The sequence below is a fragment of the Streptomyces sp. NPDC091281 genome, assembly GCF_044757425.1.
GTDB lineage: Bacteria > Actinomycetota > Actinomycetes > Streptomycetales > Streptomycetaceae > Streptomyces.
Window position 1 is genome coordinate 450,668 of the sequence record NZ_JBIVUY010000002.1, and the last position, 25,227, is coordinate 475,894.

Sequence of the window (25,227 nt, forward strand, 5' to 3'; positions counted from 1 at the left end):
CCTGGTCCGTTCTGTGATCGTGAACACCGTGTCGTGCGGCGCCGTAGTGCTGGATACTGCGGGCAGCCGCAACCGGTGACCGGTGCCGGGCGCGGTGAGCTGGAGGGGACGGTTCGCGTGAGCGAGATACCAGCGAAGGCCACGGAGTCGGAGGACCCGTCGGGCGGCGCGAGGGCGGAGACCGCGGGTGCGCTCGTGGATTCCGCAGGTCACACCCCTGCCGACGGCCCGGGTGACGGTTCGTCCGCGGCGGGTCCGGCCGGTGACGCCCAGTGGCAGAGCAGTCCGCCCGGCTCCATCTACGAGTACATCAAGGTCGCCTCCTTCTCGATCGGCCCCGACGGTCTCGTCGACCAGTGGAGCCTGCGCGCCGAGCAGATCTTCGGCATCCCCGGCGAACGCGCCGTCGGCATGGACCCCATCGACGCGTTCATCGACCCCGATCTCCGCGAGCGCGGACAGCGCAAGATGGCCGAGATCCTCGACGGCCGGGAGTGGACGGGGATCGTCCCCTTCCGGATGCCGGACTCCGCGGGCGGCCCCCGCGGACAGCGGGGCCTCGCCGAGGTCTACGTCATGCCGACCCGCACCCAGGAGGGCGAGCGGGCCGCCGTGTGCATCGTCGTCGACGTGCGGACCCTGCGCAGCATCGAGACCGACCTCGCCGCCTCGCAGGCGATATTCGGCCAATCCCCGTTCGGATTCCTGCTCATCGATCCCGATCTGCGGGTCCGCCGCGCCAACCACCGCTTCGCCTCCCTCTTCGGCGGCACCCCCGACGAGCACCGCGGCCGGGGCGTCCACGACTACCTGCCCCGCTCCGAGGGCGAGCGGGTCAGCGCCGTGCTGCGCCGGGTCCTCAAGACCGGCGACTCCATCACGGACATGCACGTCACGGGCTTCGTGCCCGGCTCCGACGAACGCCGCCACTGGTCGGTCAACCTCTACCGCGTGCACAGCGGTTCGGGCCGCCCGATCGGCGTCGCCTGGCTCGGCATCGACATCACCGCCCGCCGCGCCGCCGCCCGCGAGGCCGCCGCCGCCCGGCGCAATCTCGCCCTCCTCAACGAGGCGGGCGCCCGCATCGGCAACTCCCTCGACCTGGAGACCACCGCCCGCGAACTCCTCGACGTCGTCGTCCCCGGCTTCTGCGACCTCGCCACCGTCGACCTCTACCAGGGCCTCCTCGCCGGTGACGAGACCCCGCCCGGCCTCGCCGACGGCAGCGCCGCCCTGCGCCGGGTCGCCTTCGCGTCCGCCGTGTCCGACGCGCCCTTCGCCGGGAGCGGCGCCCCCGTCGCCGTCGGCGCCGTCCACCACTTCCCCTTCAACTCGCCCTGCGCGGACGCCCTGCGCACCGCCCGCCCGCTGAGCGTGCCCCCCGAGGAGGGCGGACTCGTGCAGTCCACCCTCGCCATCCCGATGGTCGCCCACGACACGGTCGTCGGCCTCGCCCAGTTCTCCCGCACCAAGGGCAGCGAGCCGTTCGGCGACCGCGACCGCGACCTCGCGGTGGAACTCGCGGCCCGCGCCGCCGTCTGCATCGACAACGCCCGCCTCTACCGCCGCGAGCACGAGCGGGCCCTCATCCTCCAGCGCTCGCTGCTGCCGCCGGGCGACCCCGTCGCCTCCGGCCTCGACATCGCCTGCCGCTACCTCCCCGGCAGCGTCTCCACCGGCCGCCCCAGCGAGGTCGGCGGCGACTGGTTCGACGTCATCGAACTCCCCGGCCACCGCACGGCGCTCGTCGTCGGCGACGTCATGGGGCGCGGACTGCGCGCGGCCGTCGCCATGGGCGAACTCCGCACCGCCGTACGCACCCTGGCCCTGCTCGACCTCGAACCCGCCGAGGTGCTGTCCGCGTTGGACGAGATCGCCCGCGGACTCGGCACCCCCGGCGGCGTCCAGCAGGCCACCCGCGCCGCCCGCCGCCCCCGCGAGGCCGACCTCTCCGAGGTGTACCTCGCGACCTGCGTCTACGCCGTCTACGACTCCGTCACCCGCCGCTGCACCTTCGCCAACGCCGGACACCTGCCGCCCGTGCTGCTCGAACCCGGCGAGAGCGCGCTGATGCTCGACGTGCCGCCCGGCATGCCGCTCGGCGTCGGCGGCGAGCCCTTCGAGGAGGTCGAGGTCGAACTCCCCGAGGGCGCGCTGCTCGCCCTCTACACCGACGGCCTCGTCGAGTCCCGCGACCATCCGCTGGACGAGGGGCTCCAGGCCTTCGTGGGCGCGCTCACCGACCCCTCCCGGCCGCTGGAGGACGTCTGCGACCACGTCCTCAACACCCTCGACACCCACCACGGCGAGGACGACATCGCGCTGCTGATGGCGCGGGTGCAGGGGCTGCCCGAGGACTCCGTCGGGGACTGGACGCTGCCCCGCGAGCCGCGCAGCGTGGGGCGGGCCCGCGAGTACGCCCGCGGGCGGCTCATCAGCTGGGGCATGGAACCCCTCGTCGACACCGCCGAACTGCTCGTCAGCGAGCTGGTCACCAACGCCTTGCGGTACGGCGAGGGGGAGATCCGGCTGCGGCTGCTGCTGGATCGGACGCTGGTGTGTGAGGTGTGGGACGCGGGGTTGGTGCAGCCTCGGCGGCGGCGGGCGCGGGACACCGATGAAGGGGGGCGGGGGTTGCAGTTGGTCGGGTTGCTGTCGGCGGCTTGGGGGTCGCGGCGGACGCCTCGGGGGAAGACGGTGTGGTTCGAGCTGCCGCTTCCGGACGGGGACACGCCGATGGTCGATCCGGCGGAGGCGTTGCTGAGTCTGTTCTGACGGGGGTCTTCCTCGCCCCCGCCGCCCCTTCCCGTCCCGTCCCTGGGGGCTGCGCCCCCAGACCCCGCTTTCGGCCCTGGACGGGCCTCGTCCTCAAACGCCGGACGGGCTTGACGGGGGGCTGGGGGGGGGCTCGGCCCCCAGACGGGCCGCTAGGGCGGGGCTTACAGGATCTGGCGGGCCAAGTCGTCGGCCTGGAGTGGGGGGACGTGGTGGGCCTCTGCCAGGAGGGTGCGTGGGGTTGCGCCCACCGTTCCCCTGTGGGTGTCGATGTGGGCCTCCGCCCTCGCCAGTGAGGTGCGGGCCAGCAAGGCTTCGGCCGCGTTCAGTACGCCTGGGCGGTCGGAGGTGAGGGGGCCGGCCGCGGTGACCAACCGGCGTAGCGCGTCCAGGGGGTCGTAGGGGTGGCCGGACGTCAACTCCTGGCGTACGGCGGCCAGTACGGTGTCCGGGGTCGCGTCGTGTGCCGTGGTGGTTGTCCGTATGCGGGTGAGTTCCGTCTCCGCGTCGGTCAGGGCCGCGGGGAGGAGGTCCGCCGCCTCCCGCAGGTCCGCCGCCGTGCGGTCCACCGTGGCGAGGTGGACGGCGGCCTGGGCGATCGCGCCCTCGGCGGCCCGCAGATGACGCACCGCCTCCTCCAGGTGGCCCGAATCGTCCGCCTGGCGGGCCCGGTTGAGTCGTTCCGACGCCGACAGCAGCCGGTCCTTGGCCCGTTCGACGTCGGCCGTGACCGCCACGCCCGTCCACCGCGCCTCCACGTCGGCCGCCCGTGCCTGCGCTGCGGCCGTCCGCCCGGTCAGCTCCCGGAACCGCGCCTCCGCCAGCCCCACCGCCGCCGTCAACCCCTGCCCTGCCCAGCGGAGTTCGCCGAGGGCGCCGGACGCCGTGTCGAGGCGTCGTACCGCCTCCGCGCAGCGGCCCTCGATCCCGGCGAGCGTGTGCCGTCGGGCCGCCGGTTCCGACGGGACGCCCGCGTCGTAGCTCCAGCGCATCCGCAACGCGGCCGTCAGTTCCGCCTCGGCCTCCCGCACCGCCGCCGCGTACGGCGCCACGGCCTCCGCGCCCAACAGCGCCTCGGCGAAACCGAGTTCGTCGCGGGCGGCGCGCAGGCGGTTGTCGGCGCCGGTGAGCGCGGTGCGTGCCTGCGCGTCGGGGCCGGAGGGCGGGGGAGCGGGCGGTGCCGTCTCGGGTGACGCGGGCCGCGGCAGGCCGCCGCCCGGTGTCGTCCGGGTGCGGGCGCGGCGCACCCGGCGTACGTAGCCGTATCCGGCGAGCGCCCCGGCCGCGCCCACCGCCAGCAGGGGCAGCACCAGGTCCGCCGTGGACGTCTCGTCGTCCTCCGGCGCGGCGGCCGAGACGGACTGCGGGGCCGTGCCCGCAACCGGGGCGCCCGCCGTGCTCGTCATCCCCGGCAGCACCAGCCACACGAAACCCGCCGTTCCCCCCAGCACGGCGTGCGCCACCCGCACGGACCGGTGCGACCGTACGGGCCGCGAGCGGCCACGGCGGAAGGATGACGTCACATTTGGGAGCGTATGGCCGCCCTAGCGGTCACGCGAGCCGGATGCGCCCGGCGCGGGGACGGTGGGACCTGCGACAGGGGAGGGGCAGTCGTGACGGACACCCGCGACAAGCACAGCACGGACAGCATGGACAGCACGGGCGGCGCTGACGGTGCCGACGGCGCTGACGGTGCCGACGGCGCTGACGGTGCCGACGGGGCTGACGGCGTCGACGGGGCGCGTCGGCGGCGGGTGTGGCGGCGTCTGCGGTGGGGGGCCCTCGCGGTCGTGCTGGTCCTGCTGGTGCCCCTCCTCGCCGTCCTGACCGCCCTCCGCGTCAACTACCTCGGCGACCCGGCCGACGGCACCCGCAGCCGGGGCCGTGACGCCCTCTGGCTCGGGCACGCCTGGGTGGACGGGCGGAAGACCGACGCCGACGTCGCCGCCCTCGCCGCGCGGCTGCGCGCCACCGGCGTCCGCGACCTGTACGTCCACGCGGGCCCCCTGGAGCACGACGGGACGCTGCCCGCCTCCGCGTACCCGAGGGCCGGCTGGTTCGTGGCCGCCGTGCACCGGGCGCTGCCGTCGGTACGGGTGCAGGCCTGGCTCGGGGACGTCCTCGCGCCGGAGGAGCCCGAGGGGATGCGGCTGGAGCGGGCCGAGACCCGCGCCGCCGTCGTCGCGTCGACCCGGCAGGTCCTCGCGGCCGGGTTCGACGGCGTCCACTTCGACCTGGAGCCCCTGCACTCCGGCGACCGCGACTACCTCACCCTCCTCGACGCCCTGCACCGCGTCACCGCCGCCGAGGACGCCCCGCTCTCCGTCGCCGCCCACCAGATCGACCCGCTGCCGGGCTTCCACTCCTTCTGGGGCGCCGTCACCGGCCACCCCAAGTGGTGGTCGCAGGCCTTCTTCGGCGAGGTCGCCCGCCGCGTCGACCAGATCGCCGTCATGTCGTACGACACCATGCAGCCGCTGGAGAGCACCTACGGCGGCTACGTCGCCCAGCAGACCTCCCTCGCGCTGGAGGCCACCCCGCCCGGCACCGACCTGCTGATGGGGCTGCCCTTCTTCCACGAGAACCGGTTCGGGCACTGGGACCACGCGGAGACGGCCGCCGCCGCCGTCCGCGGCACCCGCCTCGGCCTCTCCCGCACCGACCGCGACCGCGCCGCCTTCGGTGTCGCCCTCTACGTCGACTTCGCCGCCGAGGAGTCCGACTGGCGGGCGTACGAGAAGGGCTGGGCGGACCCCGGTACCAAGACCGACCCCGATACCGTCCCCGAGGCCGACCCGGACGCCGGACAGGTCACCCCCTGAGGCCCCCAGGGGGCCGGGCTCGGCGGGCCCGCCCCCGTCAACAGGGGTGTCACGGGCCCGTGGGGCAGCCGTCATCCGGGGTTCGCCTTGAGGGGCGCGGGAGTTGGTTGTGCGGGGGCGGGCGGGCGTCCTAGCGTCCACCTCTCCTATCCGTGAGGGTCACACTCTGATGCGATCGCTACTCACCAGCACCCCGGTCCGCCGCGCCCTGCGCCCGGTGACCGACCTCGTCGACCGGCGCATCGAACGCCAGGTCCGCCGCGCCGTCGCGACGGTCGCGCCCGACGCGCTGCGCAAGGAGGTCCAGACGCTCCGCGACCGCCAGCGCCCCCTGGAACTCCTCCTCGACGGCACCGGGCGCGGCGTGTCCCGCATGCCGTCCGCCCCCCACCTCGACCGGGCGATCACCGAACTCACCGAGGTCACCGGCGCCGACCGGGCCGCCGCCGAACGCGACGTCGCCCAGGCGTTCCGGCTGCTCGTCGCCCTGGAGGCGCTCGGCGTCGGCCGGATCGCGGGCGGCACCATGAACATCGTCGGCAAGCTCTCCGCCGTCCCCCTGCTGGACCCGCCCAACGACGACGTGCTGGAGATCGGCACCCTCTACGGCATGTTCGGCGCGGCCCTCGTCCGGATGCTGGAGCGGGCCGGGCGCGACCCCCGGCTGACGATCGTCGACCCGCTCGCCGGGTCCCAGCTCCAGCCGGGCACCTCCATCGCCGCCGACGCCTCCGGCACACCCGTGCGGGAGGCCGCGGTGCGCACCAACCTCGCCCTCGCGGGCGCCGCCGGTGCCGCCGCCCGCGTCCAGCGGGGCTTCTCCGAGGACCCCGAGGTCCGCGCCCTGGTCTCCGACCGCTCCTACGGCACGGTCGTCGTCGACGGCGACCACTCGGCCGCCGGGGTCGCCGCCGACCTGGAGTGGGCCGAACGGATCGTCGCGCCCGGCGGGATCGTCGTCCTCGACGACTTCGGGCACCCCAAGTGGCCCGGTGTCACCGAGGCGTTCGAGAAACACCTCGCCACCGGCACCCGCTTCACCTTCCTCGGCCAGGTCGCCCACTCCGGCTACCTGAGGGCCCGCGCCGCGTGAGGACGCCGTCCGTCCGGATCAGGTCCGGCGCCTGATCCGGGCACCCAGCCACACCAGCGGGTCGTACTTGCGGTCCACGGCCCGCTCCTTCAGCGGGATCAGCGCGTTGTCGGTGATCCGGATGCCCTCGGGGCAGACCTCGGTGCAGCACTTGGTGATGTTGCAGTAGCCCAGGCCGTGTTCGTCCTGCGCGGTGCGGCTACGGTCCAGGCCCTCCTCGCCCGCCGCGTCCAGCGGATGCATGTCCAGCTCGGCGACCCGCATCAGGAACCGCGGCCCGGCGAAGGCCGGTTTGTTCTCCTCGTGGTCGCGCACCACATGGCAGGTGTCCTGGCACAGGAAGCACTCGATGCACTTGCGGAACTCCTGCGACCGGTCCACGTCCTCCTGGAACATCCGGTACGCGCCGGGCGCCACCCCCTCCGGCGGCACGAACGCCGGGATCTCCCTGGCCTTCTGGTAGTTGAAGCCGACGTCCGTCACCAGGTCCCGGATCACCGGGAACGCCCGCAGCGGCGTCACGGTGATCGTCTCGGCCCGGTCGAAGACCGACATCCGGGTCATGCACAGCAGCCGGGGGCGGCCGTTGACCTCCGCCGAGCACGAACCGCACTTGCCCGCCTTGCAGTTCCAGCGGACGGCGAGATCGGGCGCCTGCGTGGCCTGGAGGCGGTGGATGATGTCGAGGACGACCTCCCCCTCGTTGACCTCCACCGTGAAGTCCGTCAGACCGCCGCCGCCCGTGTCCCCGCGCCACACCCGGAAACGCGCCTCGTACCGGCCCGCCGGGGCGTCCGCCGGACCCTGGTCCCGGCCGTCGGCCTCCCGGCTCGTCCTGGCCTCATGGCTGCTGCTCACTCGTACAGCTCCTCTTCGGTGAGGTACTTGACCAGCTCCTCCTTCTCGAAGAGGGCGAGCAGGTCGGGACGGATGGGGTCGGTGGTCTCACGGGTGAGCCGGACGCGCCCCGCGGTGGCCGGGCCGCCGCCCGCCGGATCGCCCGCGCCGTCGGCGAGCGCGCACAGCAGGTTCACGTTGCGCCAGGCGCGGTCCATGCCGGGGCGGTCCTCGCGGGTGTGCCCGCCGCGCGACTCGGTGCGCTCCAGCGCCGCCCGCGCCACGCACTCACTGACCAGCAGCATGTTCCGCAGGTCCAGCGCGAGATGCCAGCCGGGGTTGAACTGCCGGTGCCCCTCCACCACGGCCCGCCCCGCCCGCTCCCGCAGCCGCGCCAGCCGCTCCAGGGCCTCCTCCATCTCGCCCTGCCGCCGGATGATGCCGACCAGGTCGTTCATCGTCTGCTGGAGCTCCTGGTGGAGCGTGTACGGGTTCTCCGCGGGCGCCGGTTCCGTGGCGGCCCCGGGGGTCACCGGCCGTGCCCCGCCCTCCGCGGAGAACGGCCGCAGGGCCTCCGCCGCGGCCAGGTCGACCTGGTCCTCGTCGACGTCGGGGCGGGCGGCGAGCCCCTGCGCGTACCCGGCGGCGTGCAGGCCCGCCCGGCGGCCGAACACCAGCAGGTCGGAGAGGGAGTTGCCGCCGAGCCGGTTGGAGCCGTGCATGCCGCCCGCCACCTCCCCGGCCGCGTACAGCCCCGGCACGCCGCGCGCGGCGGCGGTGTCGGAGTCGACCGCGATGCCGCCCATGACGTAGTGGCAGGTCGGGCCGACCTCCATCGCCTCCGCGGTGATGTCCACGTCCGCCAGCTCCTTGAACTGGTGGTACATCGACGGCAGCCGCCGCCGGATCACCTCGGCCGGCATCCGGGTCGAGACGTCGAGGAGGACCCCGCCGTGCGGGGAGCCGCGGCCCGCCTTCACCTCGGCGTTGATGGCGCGGGCCACCTCGTCGCGGGGGAGGAGTTCGGGCGGGCGCCGGTTGTGGTCGGGGTCCTCGTACCAGCGGTCGCCCTCGGCCTCGGACTCGGCGTACTTCTCCTTGAAGACGTCCGGCACGTAGTCGAACATGAACCGGCGGCCCTCGGAGTTGCGCAGCACCCCGCCGTCGCCGCGCACCGACTCCGTGACCAGGATGCCCTTCACCGACGGCGGCCAGACCATCCCCGTCGGATGGAACTGCACGAACTCCATGTTCAGCAGCGGCGCCCCGGCCAGCAGGGCGAGCGCGTGCCCGTCGCCCGTGTACTCCCACGAGTTCGACGTCACCTTGAACGACTTCCCGATCCCGCCGGTCGCGATCACCACCGCCGGGGCCCGCAGCACGAAGAAGCGGCCCGACTCCCGCTCGTAGCCGAAGACACCCGCGACCCGGCCGTCCGCGTCCTGGAGGACCCGGGTGACGGTGCACTCCTGGAGGACCCGCAGCCGCGACTCGTACGAGCCGGTCTCGCGGTGGTCCTCCTGCTGGAGGGAGACGATCTTCTGCTGGAGGGTGCGGATCAGCTCCAGGCCGGTGCGGTCCCCGACGTGCGCCAGGCGCGGGTACTCGTGGCCGCCGAAGTTGCGCTGCGAGATCCGGCCGTCCTTCGTCCGGTCGAAGAGCGCGCCCCAGGTCTCCAGCTCCCACACCCGGTCCGGGGCCTCCCGGGCGTGCAGCTCCGCCATCCGCCACTGGTTGAGGAACTTGCCGCCGCGCATCGTGTCCCGGAAGTGGACCTGCCAGCCGTCGCCGGAGTTGACGTTGCCCATCGCGGCGGCGATGCCGCCCTCCGCCATCACGGTGTGCGCCTTGCCGAACAGCGACTTGCAGATCACCGCCGTACGGGCGCCGCGCTCCCGGGCCTCGACGGCGGCGCGCAGACCGGCGCCACCGGCCCCGATCACGACGACGTCCCACTCCTGACGGTCGACCACGGACATCACACGGCCCCACTCGGTTGGAGGAAGAGACGGATCGGGCGGAACGGCCCGTCCGGCGGCGGCTAGAAGAAGCGCGGGTCGTCGAAGACGCCGGACGCGACGAGACAGACGTAGAAGTCGGCGACGGCCACGCTCACCAGTGACGCCCACGCGAGCTGCATGTGCCGGGCGTTGAGCTTCCCGGCCCACTGCCACAGCCGGTAGCGCACCGGATGCCGGGAGAAGTGCCGCAGCTTCCCGCCGACGATGTGCCGGCAGGAGTGGCAGGACAGGGTGTACGCCCAGATCAGCCCGATGTTGACCAGGAAGACCAGGGTGCCGAGCCCCATGTGGCCCCACGCGTAGTGCTCGTCGCGGAAGGCGAGCACCGTGTCGTAGGTGAGGGTCCCGGCGACCAGCAGCGCCGCGTAGAAGAAGTACCGGTGGACGTTCTGCAGGATCAGCGGGAACCGGGTCTCCCCGGTGTACGTCCGGTGCGGTTCCGCGACCGCGCAGGCGGGCGGGGACGCCCAGAAGCCCCGGTAGTACGCCTTGCGGTAGTAGTAGCAGGTCAGGCGGAAGCCGAGCGGGAAGACCAGGATGATCAGGGCGGGGGAGAGGCCCCACCAGCCGCCCACCAGCTCCCAGTTGGGGCCCGACCGCATCGGCGCGCAGCGCTCCGCCAGGCAGGGGGAGTAGAACGGCGAGACGTAGGGCGCCGCGTAGTAGTGCGCGTCCGCGAAGGCCCGCCACGTCGAGTAGGCGATGAACGCCAGCAGCCCGGCGGCGGTGGCCGCGGGCGCCAGCCACCAGCGGTCGGTGCGCAGGTGCCGGGCGGTGATCGCGGCGCGCGTGGCGGTGTGCACGCCACCCGGGCCTCGGGAATGCGGTTCCGTACCAGTGGCCACGGTCTGACTCCGGTCGGTGTCGGGGGCGCTCATGGTCGGGCGGGGCGTACGCGGGGGAGCGCGTGTGGGGGAGGGCGCGCGGGTGGGTGCGCGCGGTGGTGCGCCGGTGGCCCCGGCAGCAGGGGCCACGGCGCCGACGGGTCCGTCAGGGGCTGCGGCGCTGGTGGGCGCCGAGGCCCTCGTCGTCCGAGTCCGTCCACAGCGCGCTGTCGTACGGGGCGTCGGACATCGGGACCAGCGGCGGGCCGGTGTCCGGGCGGGTGCGCCGGGCCAGGGCGGGGGCGGTCTCCCGCAGCAGGGCGACGCTCTCGCGGAGGTGGTTCGCGTCGCTGCGCACCCGGCGCAGCTCCAGCCCGCCGTCACCCCCGAGCCCCTGTTCCAGGCGGCCGAGCGCGCGCAGCAGGTCCTCCAGCGAGCGTTGAACCGACGTCAGATCGTCGTGCACGGACATGACGTGTCCTCACTTCCGCGGCGGGCAGCGGGCGACGGGCGGGTCCGGGTGGTGACGGTCATGCGCCTGAGAGTGTTGCGCGTCACAGCACGCGCTGTGAAGGGACGTGCACGGAATTGGCCGACGGCTCCGGCGCCCGCGGCGCATTGGGCCGCACGGGTGGGCTTCCGCACGCCCCCCGCCGTGTCGCCGCCGTCTGCTGAACCCTTTCCTCTTCAGTGGGCCGCGTATCGGTGCATACATCTGATCAACTCCCTATACCGCCAAAAGTGAACAGAAACCGCCCCTGCCGGAGGTAGTGAGATGTCCCACGACGGCCTCGCACCGCGCGCGGTGCTGCGCTCGGTCGCCTTCCTCACCGCGGGAGCGCTCGCGGTGCCCCTGCTGTCCGCGTGCGGCTCCCCGGACCGGTCCGGAAAGCCGGTCGCCGCCCAGGACATCGCCCCGGCCGGACGCGCCCAGGTCGCCGACGGCGGCACCCTGCGCTGGGCGGTCGACGCCGTCCCGGAGACGTTCAACACCTTCCAGTCCGACGCCGACGCCACCAGCGCCCGCGTCGCCCAGGCCGTGCTGCCCGCGATGTACCGGCTCGACGCGACCGGCCGGGCGGTGCGCGACGCCGACTATCTGGAGTCCGCCAAGGTCGTCGACACCGAGCCCCGCCAGGTCGTCCTGTACAAGCTGAACCAGCAGGCCGTGTGGAGCGACGGCCGGGAGATCGGCGCCGCCGACTTCGCCGCGCAGTGGCGTGCCCTGTCCGGCAAGGACAGCGCGTACTGGACCGCCCGCAACGCCGGGTACGACCGCATCGAGAAGATCGAGCGCGGCGACAACGACCTGGAGGTCCGGGTCACCTTCGCCCGGCCGTACGCCGACTGGCGCTCGCTGTTCTCCCCGCTGTACCCGAAGGACGTCATGGGCACCCCGGACGCCTTCAACGACGGCGCCCGCCGCACGCTCAAGGTCACCGCCGGGCCCTTCGCGGTCAAGAAGGTCGACCGGGAGGACGACACCGTCCGCCTGGCCCGCAACCCGCGCTGGTGGGGCGAGCCCGCGAAGCTCACCGAGATCGTGCTGGCCGCCGTACCGCGCGACGAGCGGGCCGGGCAGCTCGCCGACGGCACGATCGACCTGGCCGAGGTCGACCCGGCCGCCGCCCGCCGTATCGAGGGCACGGAGAAGGGCGCGGCGGGGGCACCGGCGGGCGCGAAGCCGAAGGCGGCGGCCACCGAGGACACCGACGGGAGCGCGGACTCCGAGGGGACGGGGCAGGAAGAGGAGACAGGGGAGGAAGGGGAGGGCGCGGAGGCGCAGGCCGGGGCGCCCGCGCGGTCCGACCGGGACGCCTTCCGCGACATCGAGGTCCGCAAGTCCCTGGAGCCCGCCTATACCCAGCTCGCCCTGAACGGCGCCGACGGTCCGCTCGCCGACGAGCGGGTGCGCCGGGCGGTGGCGCGGGCCCTGGACCGCAAGGAACTGGCCAAGATCGTGCTGAAGCCGCTGGGCCTGCCCGCGCGACCGGTCGGCAGCCACCTCGCGCTCGCCGGGCAGGACGCGTACGCCGACAACAGCGGCGCGCTCGGCGGCCAGGACACGGCCGAGGCGCAGGCGCTCCTCGCGGACGCGGGCTGGGTGTCCGGCGGCCCCGTGAAGGAGAAGGACGCGGAGAAGGCGGCCGGCTCCGAGGGCGAGGACGCCGACGGCGAGGCGTCCGACGAGGACGAGAGCGAGAAGAAGAGCGACAAGGGCGAGCAGGGCGACAAGAAGGGCGAGAAGGGCGAGAAGGCGGACGACGGCAAGGACGGCGCGGCCTCCGGCGACGACGACGGCACGTACATCGTCGGCCAGGACGACAAGCCGTACGCCGCCGGGACCGCGGACCGGGCGGACGAGCACGGCGGGGACCACGTCGACCAGGGCCGCGGGTCCGCCCAGGACGGCAAGCAGTTCGCCAACGCGCCCGGGGCCTACGCGCCCAAGGGCACCGCGGCGCCCGCCGCCGCCCCGCGCGAGGTGCTGGCCAAGGACGGCAAGGCGCTGACCCTGCGGTTCGTGCTGCCGACCGGTTCCGGCTCGGAGTCGCTGCACACGGTGGCCGCCCGGATCACGGCGATGCTGGAGAAGGTCGGCATCCGCACCGAGACCACCAAGGTCTCCGACGAGAGCTACTTCAAGGACCACATCGCCTCCGGCGAGTACGACCTGGCCCTCTACTCCTGGCCCGCCACCGCCTTCCCGGCCACCGACGCCCGCCCGATCTACGCCAAGCCGGTCCCCGGCGCGGACGGCTCGCTGAGCGTCGAGCAGAACTACACGCGGGTCGGCACCGACCAGGTCGACCAGCTCTTCGACCGGGCGGCGTCCACGCTGGACGCGGAGGAGGGCCGCTCCCTGCTGCGCAAGGCCGACGCCCGGATCTGGGCGGCGGCCGGATCGATCCCGCTCTACCAGCGGCCCCAGCTCACGGCCGTGCGGAAGACCGTGGTCAACGCGGGTTCCTTCGGTTTCCAGAGCCCCGTCTACGAGGACATGGGCTTCCTGAAGAAGGGCGCGAAGCCCGCTCCGGGACCGTCCGCGAAGTGACCCCCGCCCCGTCCGTACGTGGCCCGCGGAGGCCGTGCCCCGCCGGGCCACGTACGATGGGGTGAGGCCGTGGCGTGTCAAGCCCGGCAGGGCCCGCGTAACACAGACGTACGCAGCAGGGCCGGTCCTCACACTCCGGGAGAACGCCGCTTTATGGCCACGCGCCACGACATTCGCAACGTAGCCATCGTCGCCCACGTCGACCACGGCAAGACGACCATCGTCGACGGCATGCTCAAGCAGGCCGGTGCCTTCGCCGCGCACCAGCTCGACTCCGTCGACGACCGCATGATGGACTCGAACGACCTGGAGCGTGAGAAGGGCATCACGATCCTGGCCAAGAACACGGCGGTCAAGTACCACCCGAAGGATGGCGGCGACGTCATCACCATCAACATCATCGACACCCCCGGCCACGCCGACTTCGGCGGTGAGGTCGAGCGCGGTCTGTCGATGGTGGACGGCGTCGTGCTGCTCGTGGACGCCTCCGAGGGCCCGCTGCCGCAGACCCGCTTCGTGCTCCGCAAGGCCCTCCAGGCCCGCCTGCCGATCATCCTCTGCATCAACAAGACGGACCGGCCGGACGCCCGCATCGACGAGGTCGTCAACGAGACGTACGACCTCTTCCTCGACCTGGACGCCGACGAGGAGCAGATCGAGTTCCCGATCGTCTACGCCTGCGGCCGCGACGGCATCGCCTCGCTGACCAAGCCCGCCGACGGCACCGTCCCGGAGGACTCCACCAGCCTGGAGCCCTTCTTCTCGACGATCCTCCAGCACATCCCGGCCCCCACGTACGACGAGGAGGGCCCCCTCCAGGCGCACGTCACCAACCTGGACGCGGACAACTTCCTCGGCCGGATCGCGCTGCTGCGCGTGCACCAGGGCGAGCTGAAGAAGGGGCAGACCGTCGCGTGGATGAAGCGCGACGGCACGGTCACCAACGTGCGCATCTCCGAGCTGATGATGACGGAGGCGCTGACCCGCAAGCCCGCCGAGAAGGCCGGCCCCGGTGACATCTGCGCCGTCGCCGGTATCCCGGAGATCATGATCGGCGAGACCCTCGCCGACCCGGAGAACCCGGTTCCGCTGCCGCTCATCACGGTCGACGAGCCCGCGATCTCCATGGTCATCGGCACCAACACCTCGCCGCTGGTCGGCCGGGGCGGCACCGGCAAGGGTGCCGACGCCAAGGCGGCCGTCAAGGACCGCAAGGTCACCGCCCGTCAGGTCAAGGACCGGCTCGACCGCGAGCTGATCGGCAACGTCTCGCTCCGCGTGCTGGACACCGAGCGCCCCGACGCCTGGGAGGTGCAGGGCCGCGGCGAGCTGGCGCTGGCCATCCTGGTCGAGCAGATGCGCCGCGAGGGCTTCGAGCTGACCATCGGCAAGCCGCAGGTCGTCACCAAGGACGTCGAGGGCAAGGTCTACGAGCCCGTCGAGCGGATGACCGTCGACGTGCCCGAGGAGCACATGGGCGCCGTCACGCAGCTCATGGGCGTCCGCAAGGGCCGCATGGACAACATGTCGAACCACGGCTCCGGCTGGGTGCGCATGGAGTTCGTGGTGCCCTCGCGCGGTCTGATCGGTTTCCGGACCGAGTTCCTCACCCAGACCCGCGGCACCGGCATCGGCCACTCCATCCACGAGGGCCACGAGCCCTGGTTCGGCGCCCTCCAGACCCGCAACAACGGCTCCCTGGTGGCCGACCGCTCCGGCGCCGTCACCGCGTTCGCGATGACGAACCTCCAGGAGCGCGGCGTCCTCTTCGTGGACCCCGGCACCGAGGTGTACGAGGGCATGATCGTCGGCGAGAACTCCCGCGCCGACGACATGGACGTCAACATCACCAAGGAGAAGAAGCTCACCAACATGCGGTCCTCGACGGCCGACGTGGCGGAGTCCATCGTGCCGCCCCGCAAGCTGTCCCTGGAGCAGTCCCTGGAGTTCTGCCGCGACGACGAGTGCGTCGAGGTGACCCCGGAGGCGGTCCGTATCCGCAAGGTAAACCTGGACGCCCGCGAGCGCGCCCGCGCCGCGAGCCGCGCCAAGCACGGCTGACCTGACGCGACATCCGGGAGCCAGGCCTCGTCCGAGGGGCCTGGCTCTTCGCGTTCCCGCAGGACGTCAGCGGGGCCGGGCCGGGAACCGGCGGCTTCCTCGGCACGTCGTGTCCGGCAGCCGTGCGGGCTCCTCCACGGGCAAGGGCCCACGACTTCCCGCGAATCCCTGCGGCATACCGCGGGGAGACATAGGGATAACCCTTTGATCCTGCGGCGAGTCGTACGGTAGGGGTCGATCAGTACTAATCTCGGGTCGATACGCAATGCGCGTAGCAGGCGTGGAGTTGATCCCCGGCGGAGCGAAAGAGCCGTGTGGGCGCGGCCGTTGGGCGGTGCCGGACACGGACGGCACGCAGCGTGGACACCCCCTGCACAGCGGCCACCGTAGCCGCAAGTCATTTTTTGCTCCTCGACGTCCGCTATGCGGACGTCCGGTGCCGATAGATGTGTAACAAGTCCGTTTCGCAGGGATCTTCCCGCTATCCCTTTGTCCGGATTTTGGAAGAAGTAGCGGCCAGGTGTGATCGAACCGAGACCTAGACGGTGTGGTTCGGCCTTCGCTCATGGCAGATAGTTAGGCGCTAGAGCTCAGATGGACGGGTCGGGCGCCGACAGGCGGCGCAGGCTCTGGAGCGCTGGGGGCACCGACCAATTTCAGGCGCCGGTAACGGTGATCTGTCGTGTGCTGCCCCGTGCAGTGAACCAATGGATTCTTGAGGAGGAACCCATGCGCGGTGCCAGGAGTGCCAAGTGGGTCGCGATAGCCGCGGTGGTGGCACTGGGAGCGACCGCCTGTGGTGGCGGTGGCGACGACGACAGCAAGGGCGACAGCAAGGCTGCGGTCGACCCGAACGGCACCTTCACGGTCGAGTCCGGTGAGCCGCAGAACCCGCTCCAGCCGGCCAACACGATGGAGTCGTACGGCAGCATCGTGATCAAGTCGCTGTTCACCGGCCTGGTGGACTACGACGAGTCCGGCAAGATCACGTACATGAACGCCGAGTCCGTCGACACCCAGGACAGCAAGACCTACACGGTCAAGCTCAAGCCCGGCTGGAAGTTCCACGACGGCACCCCGGTCACCGCCAGCTCCTACGTCAAGGCATGGAACTGGGCCGCCAACCCGGCGAACAAGCAGACCAACAGCTTCTGGTTCTCGGACATCAAGGGCTACAACGAGGTCGCTCCCGAAAGCGGCAAGCCCAAGGCGACCGAGCTGTCCGGCCTCAAGGTCGTGGACGACAACACCTTCACCATCGAGCTGTCGACGGCGATCCCGTACTTCGTCTACAAGCTCGGCTACGAGGTCTTCTCGCCGCTGCCCGACGCGTTCTTCAAGGACCCGAAGGCCGCCGGCGAGAAGCCGATCGGCAACGGGCCCTACAAGTTCGTCAGCTGGGAGCACAAGAAGGCCATCACGGTCGAGAAGAACGCCGACTACAAGGGCACCAACGCGGCGAAGAACGGCGGCGTGGTCTTCAAGAACTACTCCAGCCCCGAGACCGCCTACGAGGACCTCAAGTCCGGCAACCTCGACGTCATCACCCAGGTCGCGCCGAAGGACCTCCCGGTCTACAAGCAGGACCTCGGCGACCGCGCCGTGGACCAGGCCTACTCCGCGATCCAGACCATCGCCCCGGCCTTCTACACCAAGCAGTGGAAGGACATCGACCCGAAGGTCCTCCAGGGCCTGTCGATGGCGATCGACCGCGACACCATCACCAAGACGGTTCTCCAGGGCACGCGTGAGCCCGCCACCGGCTGGGTCGCCAAGGGTGTTCTCGGCCACCAGGAAGGTGCCGCCGGTGACGTCACCAAGTTCGACCCGGCCAAGGCCAAGGAACTGATCAAGGCGGGCGGCGGCGTTCCCGGCAACGCCATCACCATCCAGTTCAACGCCGACGGCGGTCACAAGGAGTGGGTGGAGGCCGTCTGCAACTCCATCACCAACGCGACCGGCGTGAAGTGCTCCGGCGACTCCAAGGCCGACTTCCAGGCCGACCTCGACGCCCGTGAGGCCCAGGAGGTCAAGTCCCTGTACCGCTCCGGCTGGGTGCTGGACTTCCCGATGAACGCCAACTTCATCCGTGACCTCTTCGGCACGAAGTCGAGCGGCAACCAGAGCGGCTTCTCCAACAAGACCATCGACCAGGAGATCGCGGCCGCCGACAGCGCCACGTCCCTCGACGAGTCGGTGAAGAAGTACCAGGAGATCGAGAAGCAGCTCCCGAACTACATGCCGAGCATTCCGCTCTGGTACTACAAGGTCAACGCGGGCTACTCGGAGAAGGTCTCGGGCGTCAAGTTCGCCCAGGACGGTGACCCGATCCTGACCGGCGTCCAGGTCAAGAAGTAACCGCAGACAGCCCGTCGGCCCGGGGCGCGTCCTACACGCCCCGGGCAACGGTGAAGCGGTCGGGGGGCCCTTTCCACACGCACCGTCCAGCGGTGCGCGGGGAAAGGGCCCGCCTGCTGCCGCTGTGACTTTTCTATGGAGGCACGATGGGGCGCTACGTCGCACGACGACTGCTCCAGATGATCCCGGTCTTCATCGGGACCACCTTGCTCATCTTCCTGATGGTCTACGCCCTCCCCGGCGATCCCGTGCGAGGGCTGTTCGGCGACAAGGGCGGCAGCCCTCAGGTGATCGCCCAGCTGAGACACGAGTACGGCCTGGACGACCCGATCCTGGTGCAGTACTGGAACTACATGAAGGACATGATCCTTCACGCCGACTTCGGCACCCAGATCGCCAGCGGCCGCCCGGTCACCGACGTGCTCAGCGACGCCTTCCCGGTGACGCTGCGGCTCGGCGGCCTGGCCTTCGCCATCGAGCTCGTGCTGGGCGTCGGCCTCGGTGTCTACGCCGGTCTGCGCGCCGGCAAGGCCGCCGACACGGGCGTCCTGATCGTGACGCTGCTGCTGATCTCCGTCCCGGTCTTCGTCCTCGGCTTCATCCTGAAGTGGATCTTCGCCGACGAACTGAACTGGCTGGAACCGAACGTCAACGATCCGACGAACTATGGTCAGTTGCTGATGCCTGCGATTGTGCTGGCGACCGCGTCCCTGGCCTATGTGTCCCGGCTGACGCGCACGTCGATCGCGGAGAACATGCGCGCCGACTACGTCCGCACCGCCATCGCCAAGGGCCTTCCGCGGCGTCGCGTCGTCAGCGTGCACCTCATGCGCAACTCGATGATCCCCGTCGTCACCTACCTGGGCACCGACATCGGCGCCCTGCTCGGCGGCGCCGTCATCACCGAGGGCATCTTCAACATCCAGGGTGTGGGCGGCACGATCTACCAGTCGATCGTGCGCCGCGAGGGCACCACCCTCGTCGGCCTCGTGACGATCCTCGTCCTCGTCTACCTCGTCGCCAGCCTCCTTGTCGACCTGCTTTACGCGGTCCTTGACCCGAGGATTCGCTATGCCTGACATCACCAAGACCGACACCGCCACCGCCGCGCCCGACGCGACCTCGGTGGGAGCGGCCCATCTGGCCGCCGAGCCCGTCAAGGCGCAGAAAGCCCGCGGTCTGTGGGGCGACGCCTGGCAGGACCTCCGGCGCAACAAGATCTTCATCATCTCGTCGGTGCTGATCCTGATGCTGCTGACGATCACCTTCTTCCCGGGCTGGTTCACCAGCGCCAACCCGACCTACGGCGACCTGGCGAAGCACTACCTCCAGAAGCCGCAGCTCGGCAAGGTCTTCTCCGCGGAGTGGCTGGGCTACGACCAGCAGGGCCGCAGCGTCTACGCCCGGCTCGTGTACGGGGCCCGCGCCTCCATAGCCGTCGGCTTCGGCACCACGATCGTCGTGACGATCACGGGCGGCCTGGTCGGCATGATCGCCGGATACTTCGGCGGTGTGGTCGACGCGATCCTCTCCCGGCTCGTGGACGTCTTCTTCGGCATCCCGTTCCTGCTCGGCACGATGGTCGTCCTCAACTCGTTCCAGAACCGCACGGCCTGGGTCGTCATCGGCGCGCTGGGCTTCTTCGGCTGGACCCAGCTGGCCCGTGTGATGCGCGGCGCGGTGATCACCACCAAGCAGTCGGACTACGTCCAGGCCGCCAAGGCACTCGGCGCGAGCACCACGCGCATCCTGTTCCGGCACATCCTGCCGAACACGCTCGCCCCGGTGATCGTCGTCGCGACCATCTCGCTCGGTGTCTACATCGGCGCGGAGGCCACGCTGTCGTTCCTGGGTCTCGGCCTGAACGGCGTCTCCTGGGGCAACGACATCTCCGACGGCGGCAACCAGATCCGGGTGGCGCAGTGGATCATGCTCTACCCCTCGATCATGCTCACCATCACGGTGCTCGCATTCATCATGCTCGGCGAAGCGGTCCGCAACGCCCTTGACCCGAAGACGCGCTGAGGGAGGCGTACGTGACCACCATCGAACAGGTCTCCGTGGTGCCGGCGCCGCGCGGCGGCGACGACGCCACCCTTCTCGAAGTGCGCGACCTGCACGTCGAGTTCCACACCCGTGAAGGCGTCGTCCGCGCCGTCAACGGAGTCAACTACAGCGTGAAGGCCGGTGAGACGCTCGCCGTGCTCGGCGAGTCGGGCTCCGGCAAGTCCGTGACCGCGCAGGCGATCATGGGCATCCTGGACATGCCCCCCGCGAAGATCCCGCAGGGCGAGATCCTCTTCCGCGGCCAGGACATGCTGAAGATGTCCGGCGAGGAGCGGCGCAGGATCCGCGGCAGCCAGATCGCGATGATCTTCCAGGACGCGCTCTCCTCGCTCAACCCGGTGCTGAGCGTGGGCTACCAGCTCGGCGAGATGTTCCGGGTGCACCAGGGCCTGAGCAAGAAGCAGGCCAAGGTCAGGGCGATCGAGCTGATGGACCGGGTGAAGATCCCGGCCGCCGCGGCGCGGGTGAACGACTACCCGCACCAGTTCTCCGGCGGCATGCGCCAGCGCATCATGATCGCGATGGCGCTGGCCCTGGAGCCGGACCTCATCATCGCGGACGAGCCGACGACCGCCCTCGACGTGACGGTCCAGGCCCAGGTGATGGACCTCCTCGCCGAGCTGCAGCGCGAGTTCAACATGGGGCTCATCCTCATCACCCACGACCTCGGCGTCGTCGCGGACGTCGCGGACAAGATCGCGGTGATGTACGCGGGCCGGATCGTGGAACGCGCTCCGGTGCACGAGCTGTACAAGCGTCCGGCGCACCCCTACACCCGGGGTCTGCTGGACTCGATCCCGCGCCTGGACCAGAAGGGCCAGGAGCTGTTCGCGATCAAGGGACTGCCGCCCAACCTCCTGCACGTGCCGACCGGTTGCGCCTTCAACCCGCGCTGCCCCCAGGCGCAGGACATCTGCCGTACGGACGTCCCGGCGCTGGTTCCGGTGACCGAGCCCGACGGTACCGAGCTGGTCGGCCGGGGTTCGGCATGCCACTTCTGGAAGGAGACGATCCATGGCTGAGCTCAGCAAGAACGACGAGCCGCAGGATGCCACGCCGAACGTCTCCGAGGTGGAGACCGCGGACGTGCACACCGAGGCGGAGGCCGTAGCCGCCATCGAGGCGCCCGTCGACCGCGGTGAGCCGATCCTCCAGGTCCGCAACCTGGTGAAGCACTTCCCGCTGACCCGGGGCATTCTCTTCAAGAAGCAGGTCGGCGCGGTCAAGGCCGTCGACGGGGTCTCCTTCGACCTCTACCAGGGCGAGACCCTGGGCATCGTGGGGGAGTCCGGCTGCGGCAAGTCCACCGTCGCCAAGCTGCTGATGAACCTCGAGCGGGCCACCGCGGGCGAGATCTTCTACAAGGGCCAGGACATCACCAAGCTGTCCGGCCGTGCCCTCAAGGCCGTCCGCCGCAACATCCAGATGGTGTTCCAGGACCCGTACACCTCGCTCAACCCCCGTATGACGGTGGGCGACATCATCGGGGAGCCCTTCGACATCCACCCGGAGGTGGCGCCCAAGGGCGACCGGCGCCGCAAGGTGCAGGAGCTGCTGGACGTCGTCGGTCTGAACCCGGAGTACATCAACCGCTACCCGCACCAGTTCTCGGGCGGTCAGCGGCAGCGCATCGGCATCGCCCGCGGACTGGCCCTCAACCCCGAGGTCATCATCTGCGACGAGCCGGTCTCCGCGCTGGACGTCTCCGTCCAGGCCCAGGTCATCAACCTGATGGAGCGCCTCCAGGACGAGTTCAACCTGTCGTACGTCTTCATCGCGCACGACCTGTCGATCGTCCGGCACATCTCCGACCGGGTCGGCGTGATGTACCTCGGCCGGATCGCCGAGATCGGCTCCGACGAGCAGATCTACGACCACCCGACGCACCCCTACACCCAGGCGCTGCTGTCGGCGGTCCCGGTGCCCGACCCCGACGCCCGTGAGGGCCGCGAGCGGATCATCCTCACGGGTGACGTGCCGTCGCCGGCGAACCCGCCGTCCGGCTGCTCCTTCCGCACCCGCTGCTGGAAGGCGCAGGACAAGTGCGCCACCGACGTCCCGCTGCTCGCCATCCCGGAGCGGCTGCGCACGTCGGACACCCCGGCGGCGCACGAGTCGGCCTGCCACTTCGCCGAGGAGAAGGACGTCGTCCACGCGGCGTGATGCTCTCGGTACACACCGGTGCCCGGCACCTCACCTGAGGTGCCGGGCACCGGTCTCCGGATGAGGACCCGACGTCGTCAGGTCTTCCGCGCGGAGCGTGCGGACGGTTCCGGAAGCGGGTGAGCAGTCCCCGCCCCCGGGCCTGCCGCTACTTCCACTCAAGACCCCAGACGTTCGCGTCCTTCTTCACGGGCGCCGTGAACCACTTCGACCACACGGTCTTCTCCTGGTACCGGCAACGGCTGTCGTAGCGGTACGTGTACTTCGTGGCCTTGAACTTCTTTGACTCGTGGAACATTGTCATGCGGACCTTGGTCTTGCCCGCCTTGTTCTTCGCGGGAATCGAATAGGTCCAGCTGCTGGACTTGGTCCAGGCCTTTCCGACGGTCACGCTGAACGAGGTGCTCGCCTTGGCGAAGATCGCGCCGGCCTCGGCTTCGACACCCACGGTGCCGCTGGCACTCACCGTGGCCGTGCTCGTCTTGTTGTACGTGAGGTTGCCGCCGAGGTTGTCGTACATCCATTCGCTGTGCAGGTTGGTCGGCTGGCTTACGGTCGACTTGTTGCTGATGCGGTAGCCCTTGCCGGGGCTCGGTGCGCACGCGGCGGAGGCGCTGGCGGCGGTGCCGGCGACGATGCCGGAGGCGAGAACAGCAATAGAAACAACGCTACTTGCACTTCGCAGCACGGACGATTCCTTTCGGGAAGGTGCTCTGGGCGGAGTCAGCATCGACGTCGTGTGAGGCGGTGGCAATCAGCCGTCGGCCGGGTGGGCAACTCCGTATGCGAAGCGATGCATTGACAGTCCGATATCCGAACGGACAAAGCGCACAGACAATGGCTTGGCTGATGGCGCCCGGGGTCACTTGTTCCGTATCTGGGTTTTTCCTCACTATCGCTTGTGATGCATGAAGTGACTAATGCCTCAAACGGGCGGCGCATGCCATGCGAGGTATGAGGGGGGTCTCAAGTCTTCCTCAAGTCTGCCGCGCTCCCTCGGGCCAGCCGTATTCTGGCCATTCGTCCAAGACAAACGGGGAGTGCAAAGTGTCGGTTTCAGTGAACGTTAAATTAGAGGAAAGGGCCGCCTGCGGGGCGGGGCGCGCCGCTGTCGGGCGTCCTCTGGGCGCCGCTGTGCGGGCGCGGCGGCTGGAGCTGGGTGTCACCCAGGAATACCTTGCCCATCAGGCCGGCATGACCCAGGGCGCGTTGTCGCGAATGGAGTGCGGCCGTGGGGTCCCGACCCTGCCCCTTCTGGAACGCCTCGCGGCGGCCCTGTCGGCCAATCTGCTGATCTCGATACCGCCGTACGGCGGTATCCACGTGGCCTTCAAGGCGCTGCCGCGCTAATTCGTACCGTCTGACCCCGAACGGCCCGACAGGTGTCGTTCGGGGTCGGTCTTTTGCTGCCCGTTCAGCCGTACGGGTCATTGCGAAGTGTACTAAATGCGGCAAATAGGAATAGTGGCGAGTGAGAGGTCAGGGTGACCGGCGCGTAGTCAAGAGGAGGCATCCATGCGTGGAGCCACGCACGCCAAGTGGGCCGCTTGCGCGGTGGCCGTAGCGCTCGCGGCGACCGCCTGCGGGAGCGGGAGCAGCGACAGCGGCGGGGACAGCGGCGCGGTGCTGAGTTCCTCGTGGGGTGATCCGCAGAACCCGCTGGAGCCGGCCAACACCAACGAGGTGCAGGGCGGCAAGGTCCTCGACATGATCTTCCGCAGCCTCAAGCGGTACAACCCGGAGACCGGGGCCGCCGAGGACATGCTCGCCGACAAGATCGAGACGTCGGACTCGCAGAACTTCACGATCACGGTGAAGACCGGCTGGACCTTCAGCAACGGCGAGAAGGTCACCGCGAAGTCGTTCGTCGACGCCTGGAACTACGGCGCCAGCCTGAAGAACAACCAGAAGAACGCGTACTTCTTCGGCTACATCGACGGCTACGACAAGACCCACCCCGAGGACGGCAGCGCGCAGACCGCCGACACCCTCTCCGGGCTGAAGGTCGTCAACGACAACACCTTCACGGTGAAGCTCAACCAGAAGTTCTCGACGTTCCCCGACACCCTCGGCTACCCGGCCTACGCCCCGCTGCCGCAGTCGTTCTTCAGCGACCACGCGGGCTGGCTCGCCAAGCCGGTCGGGAACGGGCCGTACACCATCGACTCGTACACCAAGGGCTCGCAGATGAGCCTGCGCAAGTGGGACGACTACCCGGGCGACGACAAGGCGCAGAACGGCGGGGTGGACCTCAAGGTCTACACCGACAACAACACCGCCTACACCGACCTGCTGGCCGGCAACCTCGACCTGGTCGACGACGTGCCCGCCGCGCAGCTCAAGAACGTCAAGAACGACCTCGGCGACCGCTACCTGAACACCCCGGCCGGCATCATCCAGACCCTCGCCTTCCCGTACTACGACAAGAACTGGAACAAGGCCGGCTCGGACAAGGTCCGCACCGGGCTGTCGCGAGCCATCAACCGCAAGCAGATCACCGACACGATCTTCCAGAACACCCGCACCCCGGCCACCGACTGGACCTCCCCGGTGCTCGGCGAGGACGGCGGCTTCAAGGAAGGCCTGTGCGGGGACGCCTGCGAGTACGACCCGGCGGCGGCGAAGAAGCTCATCCAGGAGGGCGGCGGCCTCCCCGGCGGCCAGGTCAAGATCACGTACAACGCGGACACCGGCTCCCACAAGCAGTGGGTGGACGCCGTCTGCAACTCCATCAACAACGCCCTCGGCAACGACAAGGCCTGCGTCGGCAACCCGGTCGGCACCTTCGCCGACTTCCGCACCCAGATCGGCGACCAGAAGATGACCGGCCCGTTCCGCGCGGGCTGGCAGATGGACTACCCGCTCATCCAGAACTTCCTCCAGCCGCTCTACTACACCAACGCCTCCTCCAACGACGGCAAGTGGACCAACAAGGACTTCGACGACCTCGTCAACAAGGCCAACGCGGAGACCGACACCGCCAAGGCCGTCGAGACCTTCCAGCAGGCCGAGGAGGTCGTCCGCGACAACATGGCCGCCATCCCGCTCTGGTACCAGAACGGCAGCGCGGGCTACTCGGAGCGGCTCTCCGACGTCAAGCTCAACCCCTTCTCCGTCCCGGTCTACAACGAGATCAAGGTCAGCTGATCCG

The 25,227-nt window shown here is 70.5% G+C and carries 18 protein-coding genes; 12 read left to right on the plus strand and 6 right to left on the minus strand.

The features are described 5' to 3' along the window. Positions 1-117 precede the first annotated feature (117 nt). Positions 118-2,775: a SpoIIE family protein phosphatase gene (locus ACIQPQ_RS06530; RefSeq protein ID WP_401300479.1), complete on the plus strand. Its 2,658-nt coding sequence runs from the start codon at positions 118-120 to the stop codon at positions 2,773-2,775. 164 nt (positions 2,776-2,939) lie between these two features. On the opposite strand, the gene ACIQPQ_RS06535 is transcribed toward ACIQPQ_RS06530, so the two are convergent. Continuing rightward, on the minus strand, positions 2,940-4,298 hold the full coding sequence (locus tag ACIQPQ_RS06535; protein WP_401300481.1) for a hypothetical protein: 1,359 nt from the start codon (positions 4,296-4,298) through the stop codon (positions 2,940-2,942). A gap of 126 nt (positions 4,299-4,424) precedes the next feature. On the opposite strand from ACIQPQ_RS06535, the gene ACIQPQ_RS06540 reads away from it, so the two are divergent. Both ACIQPQ_RS06540 and ACIQPQ_RS06545 read left to right on the plus strand, forming a co-directional pair. Beyond that, entirely contained in the window at positions 4,425-5,597 is a 1,173-nt protein-coding gene (locus tag ACIQPQ_RS06540; RefSeq protein WP_401301530.1) for a hypothetical protein, read from the plus strand. 169 nt (positions 5,598-5,766) lie between these two features. Then, positions 5,767-6,690, plus strand: a complete 924-nt coding sequence (locus ACIQPQ_RS06545) for a class I SAM-dependent methyltransferase (protein ID WP_401300484.1) — start codon at positions 5,767-5,769, stop codon at positions 6,688-6,690. Between the two features lie 18 nt (positions 6,691-6,708). Here the strand turns inward: ACIQPQ_RS06545 and ACIQPQ_RS06550 are convergent, their stop codons facing one another. The 4 genes from ACIQPQ_RS06550 to ACIQPQ_RS06565 form a co-directional block, all read right to left on the minus strand. Next, on the minus strand, positions 6,709-7,548 hold the full coding sequence (locus tag ACIQPQ_RS06550; protein ID WP_401300486.1) for a succinate dehydrogenase/fumarate reductase iron-sulfur subunit: 840 nt from the start codon (positions 7,546-7,548) through the stop codon (positions 6,709-6,711). After that, positions 7,545-9,506: a fumarate reductase/succinate dehydrogenase flavoprotein subunit gene (locus ACIQPQ_RS06555; protein WP_401300489.1), complete on the minus strand. Its 1,962-nt coding sequence runs from the start codon at positions 9,504-9,506 to the stop codon at positions 7,545-7,547. Before ACIQPQ_RS06555 ends, ACIQPQ_RS06550 begins: the two co-directional genes overlap by 4 nt. Before the next feature lie 62 nt (positions 9,507-9,568). Beyond that, positions 9,569-10,393, minus strand: coding sequence for a hypothetical protein (locus ACIQPQ_RS06560; RefSeq protein ID WP_401300492.1), 825 nt, complete (start codon positions 10,391-10,393; stop codon positions 9,569-9,571). Between the two features lie 145 nt (positions 10,394-10,538). Then, the gene (locus ACIQPQ_RS06565; protein ID WP_401300494.1) at positions 10,539-10,844 is read right to left on the minus strand and encodes a hypothetical protein; all 306 of its coding nucleotides are present in this window, start codon (positions 10,842-10,844) and stop codon (positions 10,539-10,541) included. A gap of 303 nt (positions 10,845-11,147) precedes the next feature. On the opposite strand from ACIQPQ_RS06565, the gene ACIQPQ_RS06570 reads away from it, so the two are divergent. The 7 genes from ACIQPQ_RS06570 to ACIQPQ_RS06600 all read left to right on the plus strand — a co-directional run bounded on the left by ACIQPQ_RS06570 (position 11,148) and on the right by ACIQPQ_RS06600 (position 22,076). Continuing rightward, positions 11,148-13,427: an ABC transporter substrate-binding protein gene (locus ACIQPQ_RS06570; protein ID WP_401300497.1), complete on the plus strand. Its 2,280-nt coding sequence runs from the start codon at positions 11,148-11,150 to the stop codon at positions 13,425-13,427. A gap of 153 nt (positions 13,428-13,580) precedes the next feature. Continuing rightward, complete coding sequence (gene typA, locus ACIQPQ_RS06575; RefSeq protein ID WP_383778319.1) at positions 13,581-15,488, plus strand: translational GTPase TypA; 1,908 nt, start codon at positions 13,581-13,583, stop codon at positions 15,486-15,488. Positions 15,489-16,217: 729 nt separating this feature from the next. Then, positions 16,218-17,846 (plus strand): ABC transporter substrate-binding protein, encoded by a 1,629-nt coding sequence (locus ACIQPQ_RS06580; protein WP_401300501.1) that lies wholly within the window; start codon positions 16,218-16,220, stop codon positions 17,844-17,846. A 146-nt stretch (positions 17,847-17,992) separates the two neighbouring features. Beyond that, complete coding sequence (locus tag ACIQPQ_RS06585) at positions 17,993-18,925, plus strand: ABC transporter permease (protein ID WP_401300504.1); 933 nt, start codon at positions 17,993-17,995, stop codon at positions 18,923-18,925. After that, positions 18,918-19,871 carry an ABC transporter permease gene (locus tag ACIQPQ_RS06590; protein WP_401300507.1) on the plus strand — a complete coding sequence of 318 codons (954 nt, stop codon included), beginning with the start codon at positions 18,918-18,920 and terminating at the stop codon, positions 19,869-19,871. Before ACIQPQ_RS06585 ends, ACIQPQ_RS06590 begins: the two co-directional genes overlap by 8 nt. 11 nt (positions 19,872-19,882) lie before the next feature. Further along, a complete protein-coding gene (locus tag ACIQPQ_RS06595; protein WP_401300510.1) occupies positions 19,883-20,935 on the plus strand; it encodes an ABC transporter ATP-binding protein in 1,053 nt (350 codons plus the stop codon). Then, on the plus strand, positions 20,928-22,076 hold the full coding sequence (locus ACIQPQ_RS06600; protein ID WP_401300513.1) for an ABC transporter ATP-binding protein: 1,149 nt from the start codon (positions 20,928-20,930) through the stop codon (positions 22,074-22,076). Before ACIQPQ_RS06595 ends, ACIQPQ_RS06600 begins: the two co-directional genes overlap by 8 nt. 148 nt (positions 22,077-22,224) lie before the next feature. On the opposite strand, the gene ACIQPQ_RS06605 is transcribed toward ACIQPQ_RS06600, so the two are convergent. Beyond that, positions 22,225-22,764, minus strand: a complete 540-nt coding sequence (locus ACIQPQ_RS06605; protein ID WP_401300516.1) for a hypothetical protein — start codon at positions 22,762-22,764, stop codon at positions 22,225-22,227. Between the two features lie 359 nt (positions 22,765-23,123). Between ACIQPQ_RS06605 and ACIQPQ_RS06610 the strand changes: the two genes are divergently transcribed. Together ACIQPQ_RS06610 and ACIQPQ_RS06615 are read left to right on the plus strand one after the other, a co-directional pair. Beyond that, a complete protein-coding gene (locus ACIQPQ_RS06610) occupies positions 23,124-23,426 on the plus strand; it encodes a helix-turn-helix domain-containing protein (protein ID WP_401300519.1) in 303 nt (100 codons plus the stop codon). Positions 23,427-23,591: 165 nt separating this feature from the next. Beyond that, entirely contained in the window at positions 23,592-25,223 is a 1,632-nt protein-coding gene (locus tag ACIQPQ_RS06615) for an ABC transporter substrate-binding protein (protein ID WP_401300522.1), read from the plus strand. Positions 25,224-25,227 lie beyond the last annotated feature (4 nt).

What these genes read in the sequence shown, in the direction of transcription:
- ACIQPQ_RS06540 (WP_401301530.1), top strand. Translation starts at nt 4,425, where the DNA reads ATGGACAGCACGGGCGGCGCTGACGGTGCCGACGGCGCTGACGGTGCC.
- ACIQPQ_RS06545 (WP_401300484.1), top strand. Translation starts at nt 5,767, where the DNA reads ATGCGATCGCTACTCACCAGCACCCCGGTCCGCCGCGCCCTGCGCCCG.
- ACIQPQ_RS06555 (WP_401300489.1), bottom strand. Translation starts at nt 9,506, where the DNA reads ATGTCCGTGGTCGACCGTCAGGAGTGGGACGTCGTCGTGATCGGGGCC.
- ACIQPQ_RS06565 (WP_401300494.1), bottom strand. Translation starts at nt 10,844, where the DNA reads ATGTCCGTGCACGACGATCTGACGTCGGTTCAACGCTCGCTGGAGGAC.
- ACIQPQ_RS06570 (WP_401300497.1), top strand. Translation starts at nt 11,148, where the DNA reads ATGTCCCACGACGGCCTCGCACCGCGCGCGGTGCTGCGCTCGGTCGCC.
- typA (WP_383778319.1), top strand. Translation starts at nt 13,581, where the DNA reads ATGGCCACGCGCCACGACATTCGCAACGTAGCCATCGTCGCCCACGTC.
- ACIQPQ_RS06580 (WP_401300501.1), top strand. Translation starts at nt 16,218, where the DNA reads ATGCGCGGTGCCAGGAGTGCCAAGTGGGTCGCGATAGCCGCGGTGGTG.
- ACIQPQ_RS06585 (WP_401300504.1), top strand. Translation starts at nt 17,993, where the DNA reads ATGGGGCGCTACGTCGCACGACGACTGCTCCAGATGATCCCGGTCTTC.
- ACIQPQ_RS06590 (WP_401300507.1), top strand. Translation starts at nt 18,918, where the DNA reads ATGCCTGACATCACCAAGACCGACACCGCCACCGCCGCGCCCGACGCG.
- ACIQPQ_RS06600 (WP_401300513.1), top strand. Translation starts at nt 20,928, where the DNA reads ATGGCTGAGCTCAGCAAGAACGACGAGCCGCAGGATGCCACGCCGAAC.
- ACIQPQ_RS06615 (WP_401300522.1), top strand. Translation starts at nt 23,592, where the DNA reads ATGCGTGGAGCCACGCACGCCAAGTGGGCCGCTTGCGCGGTGGCCGTA.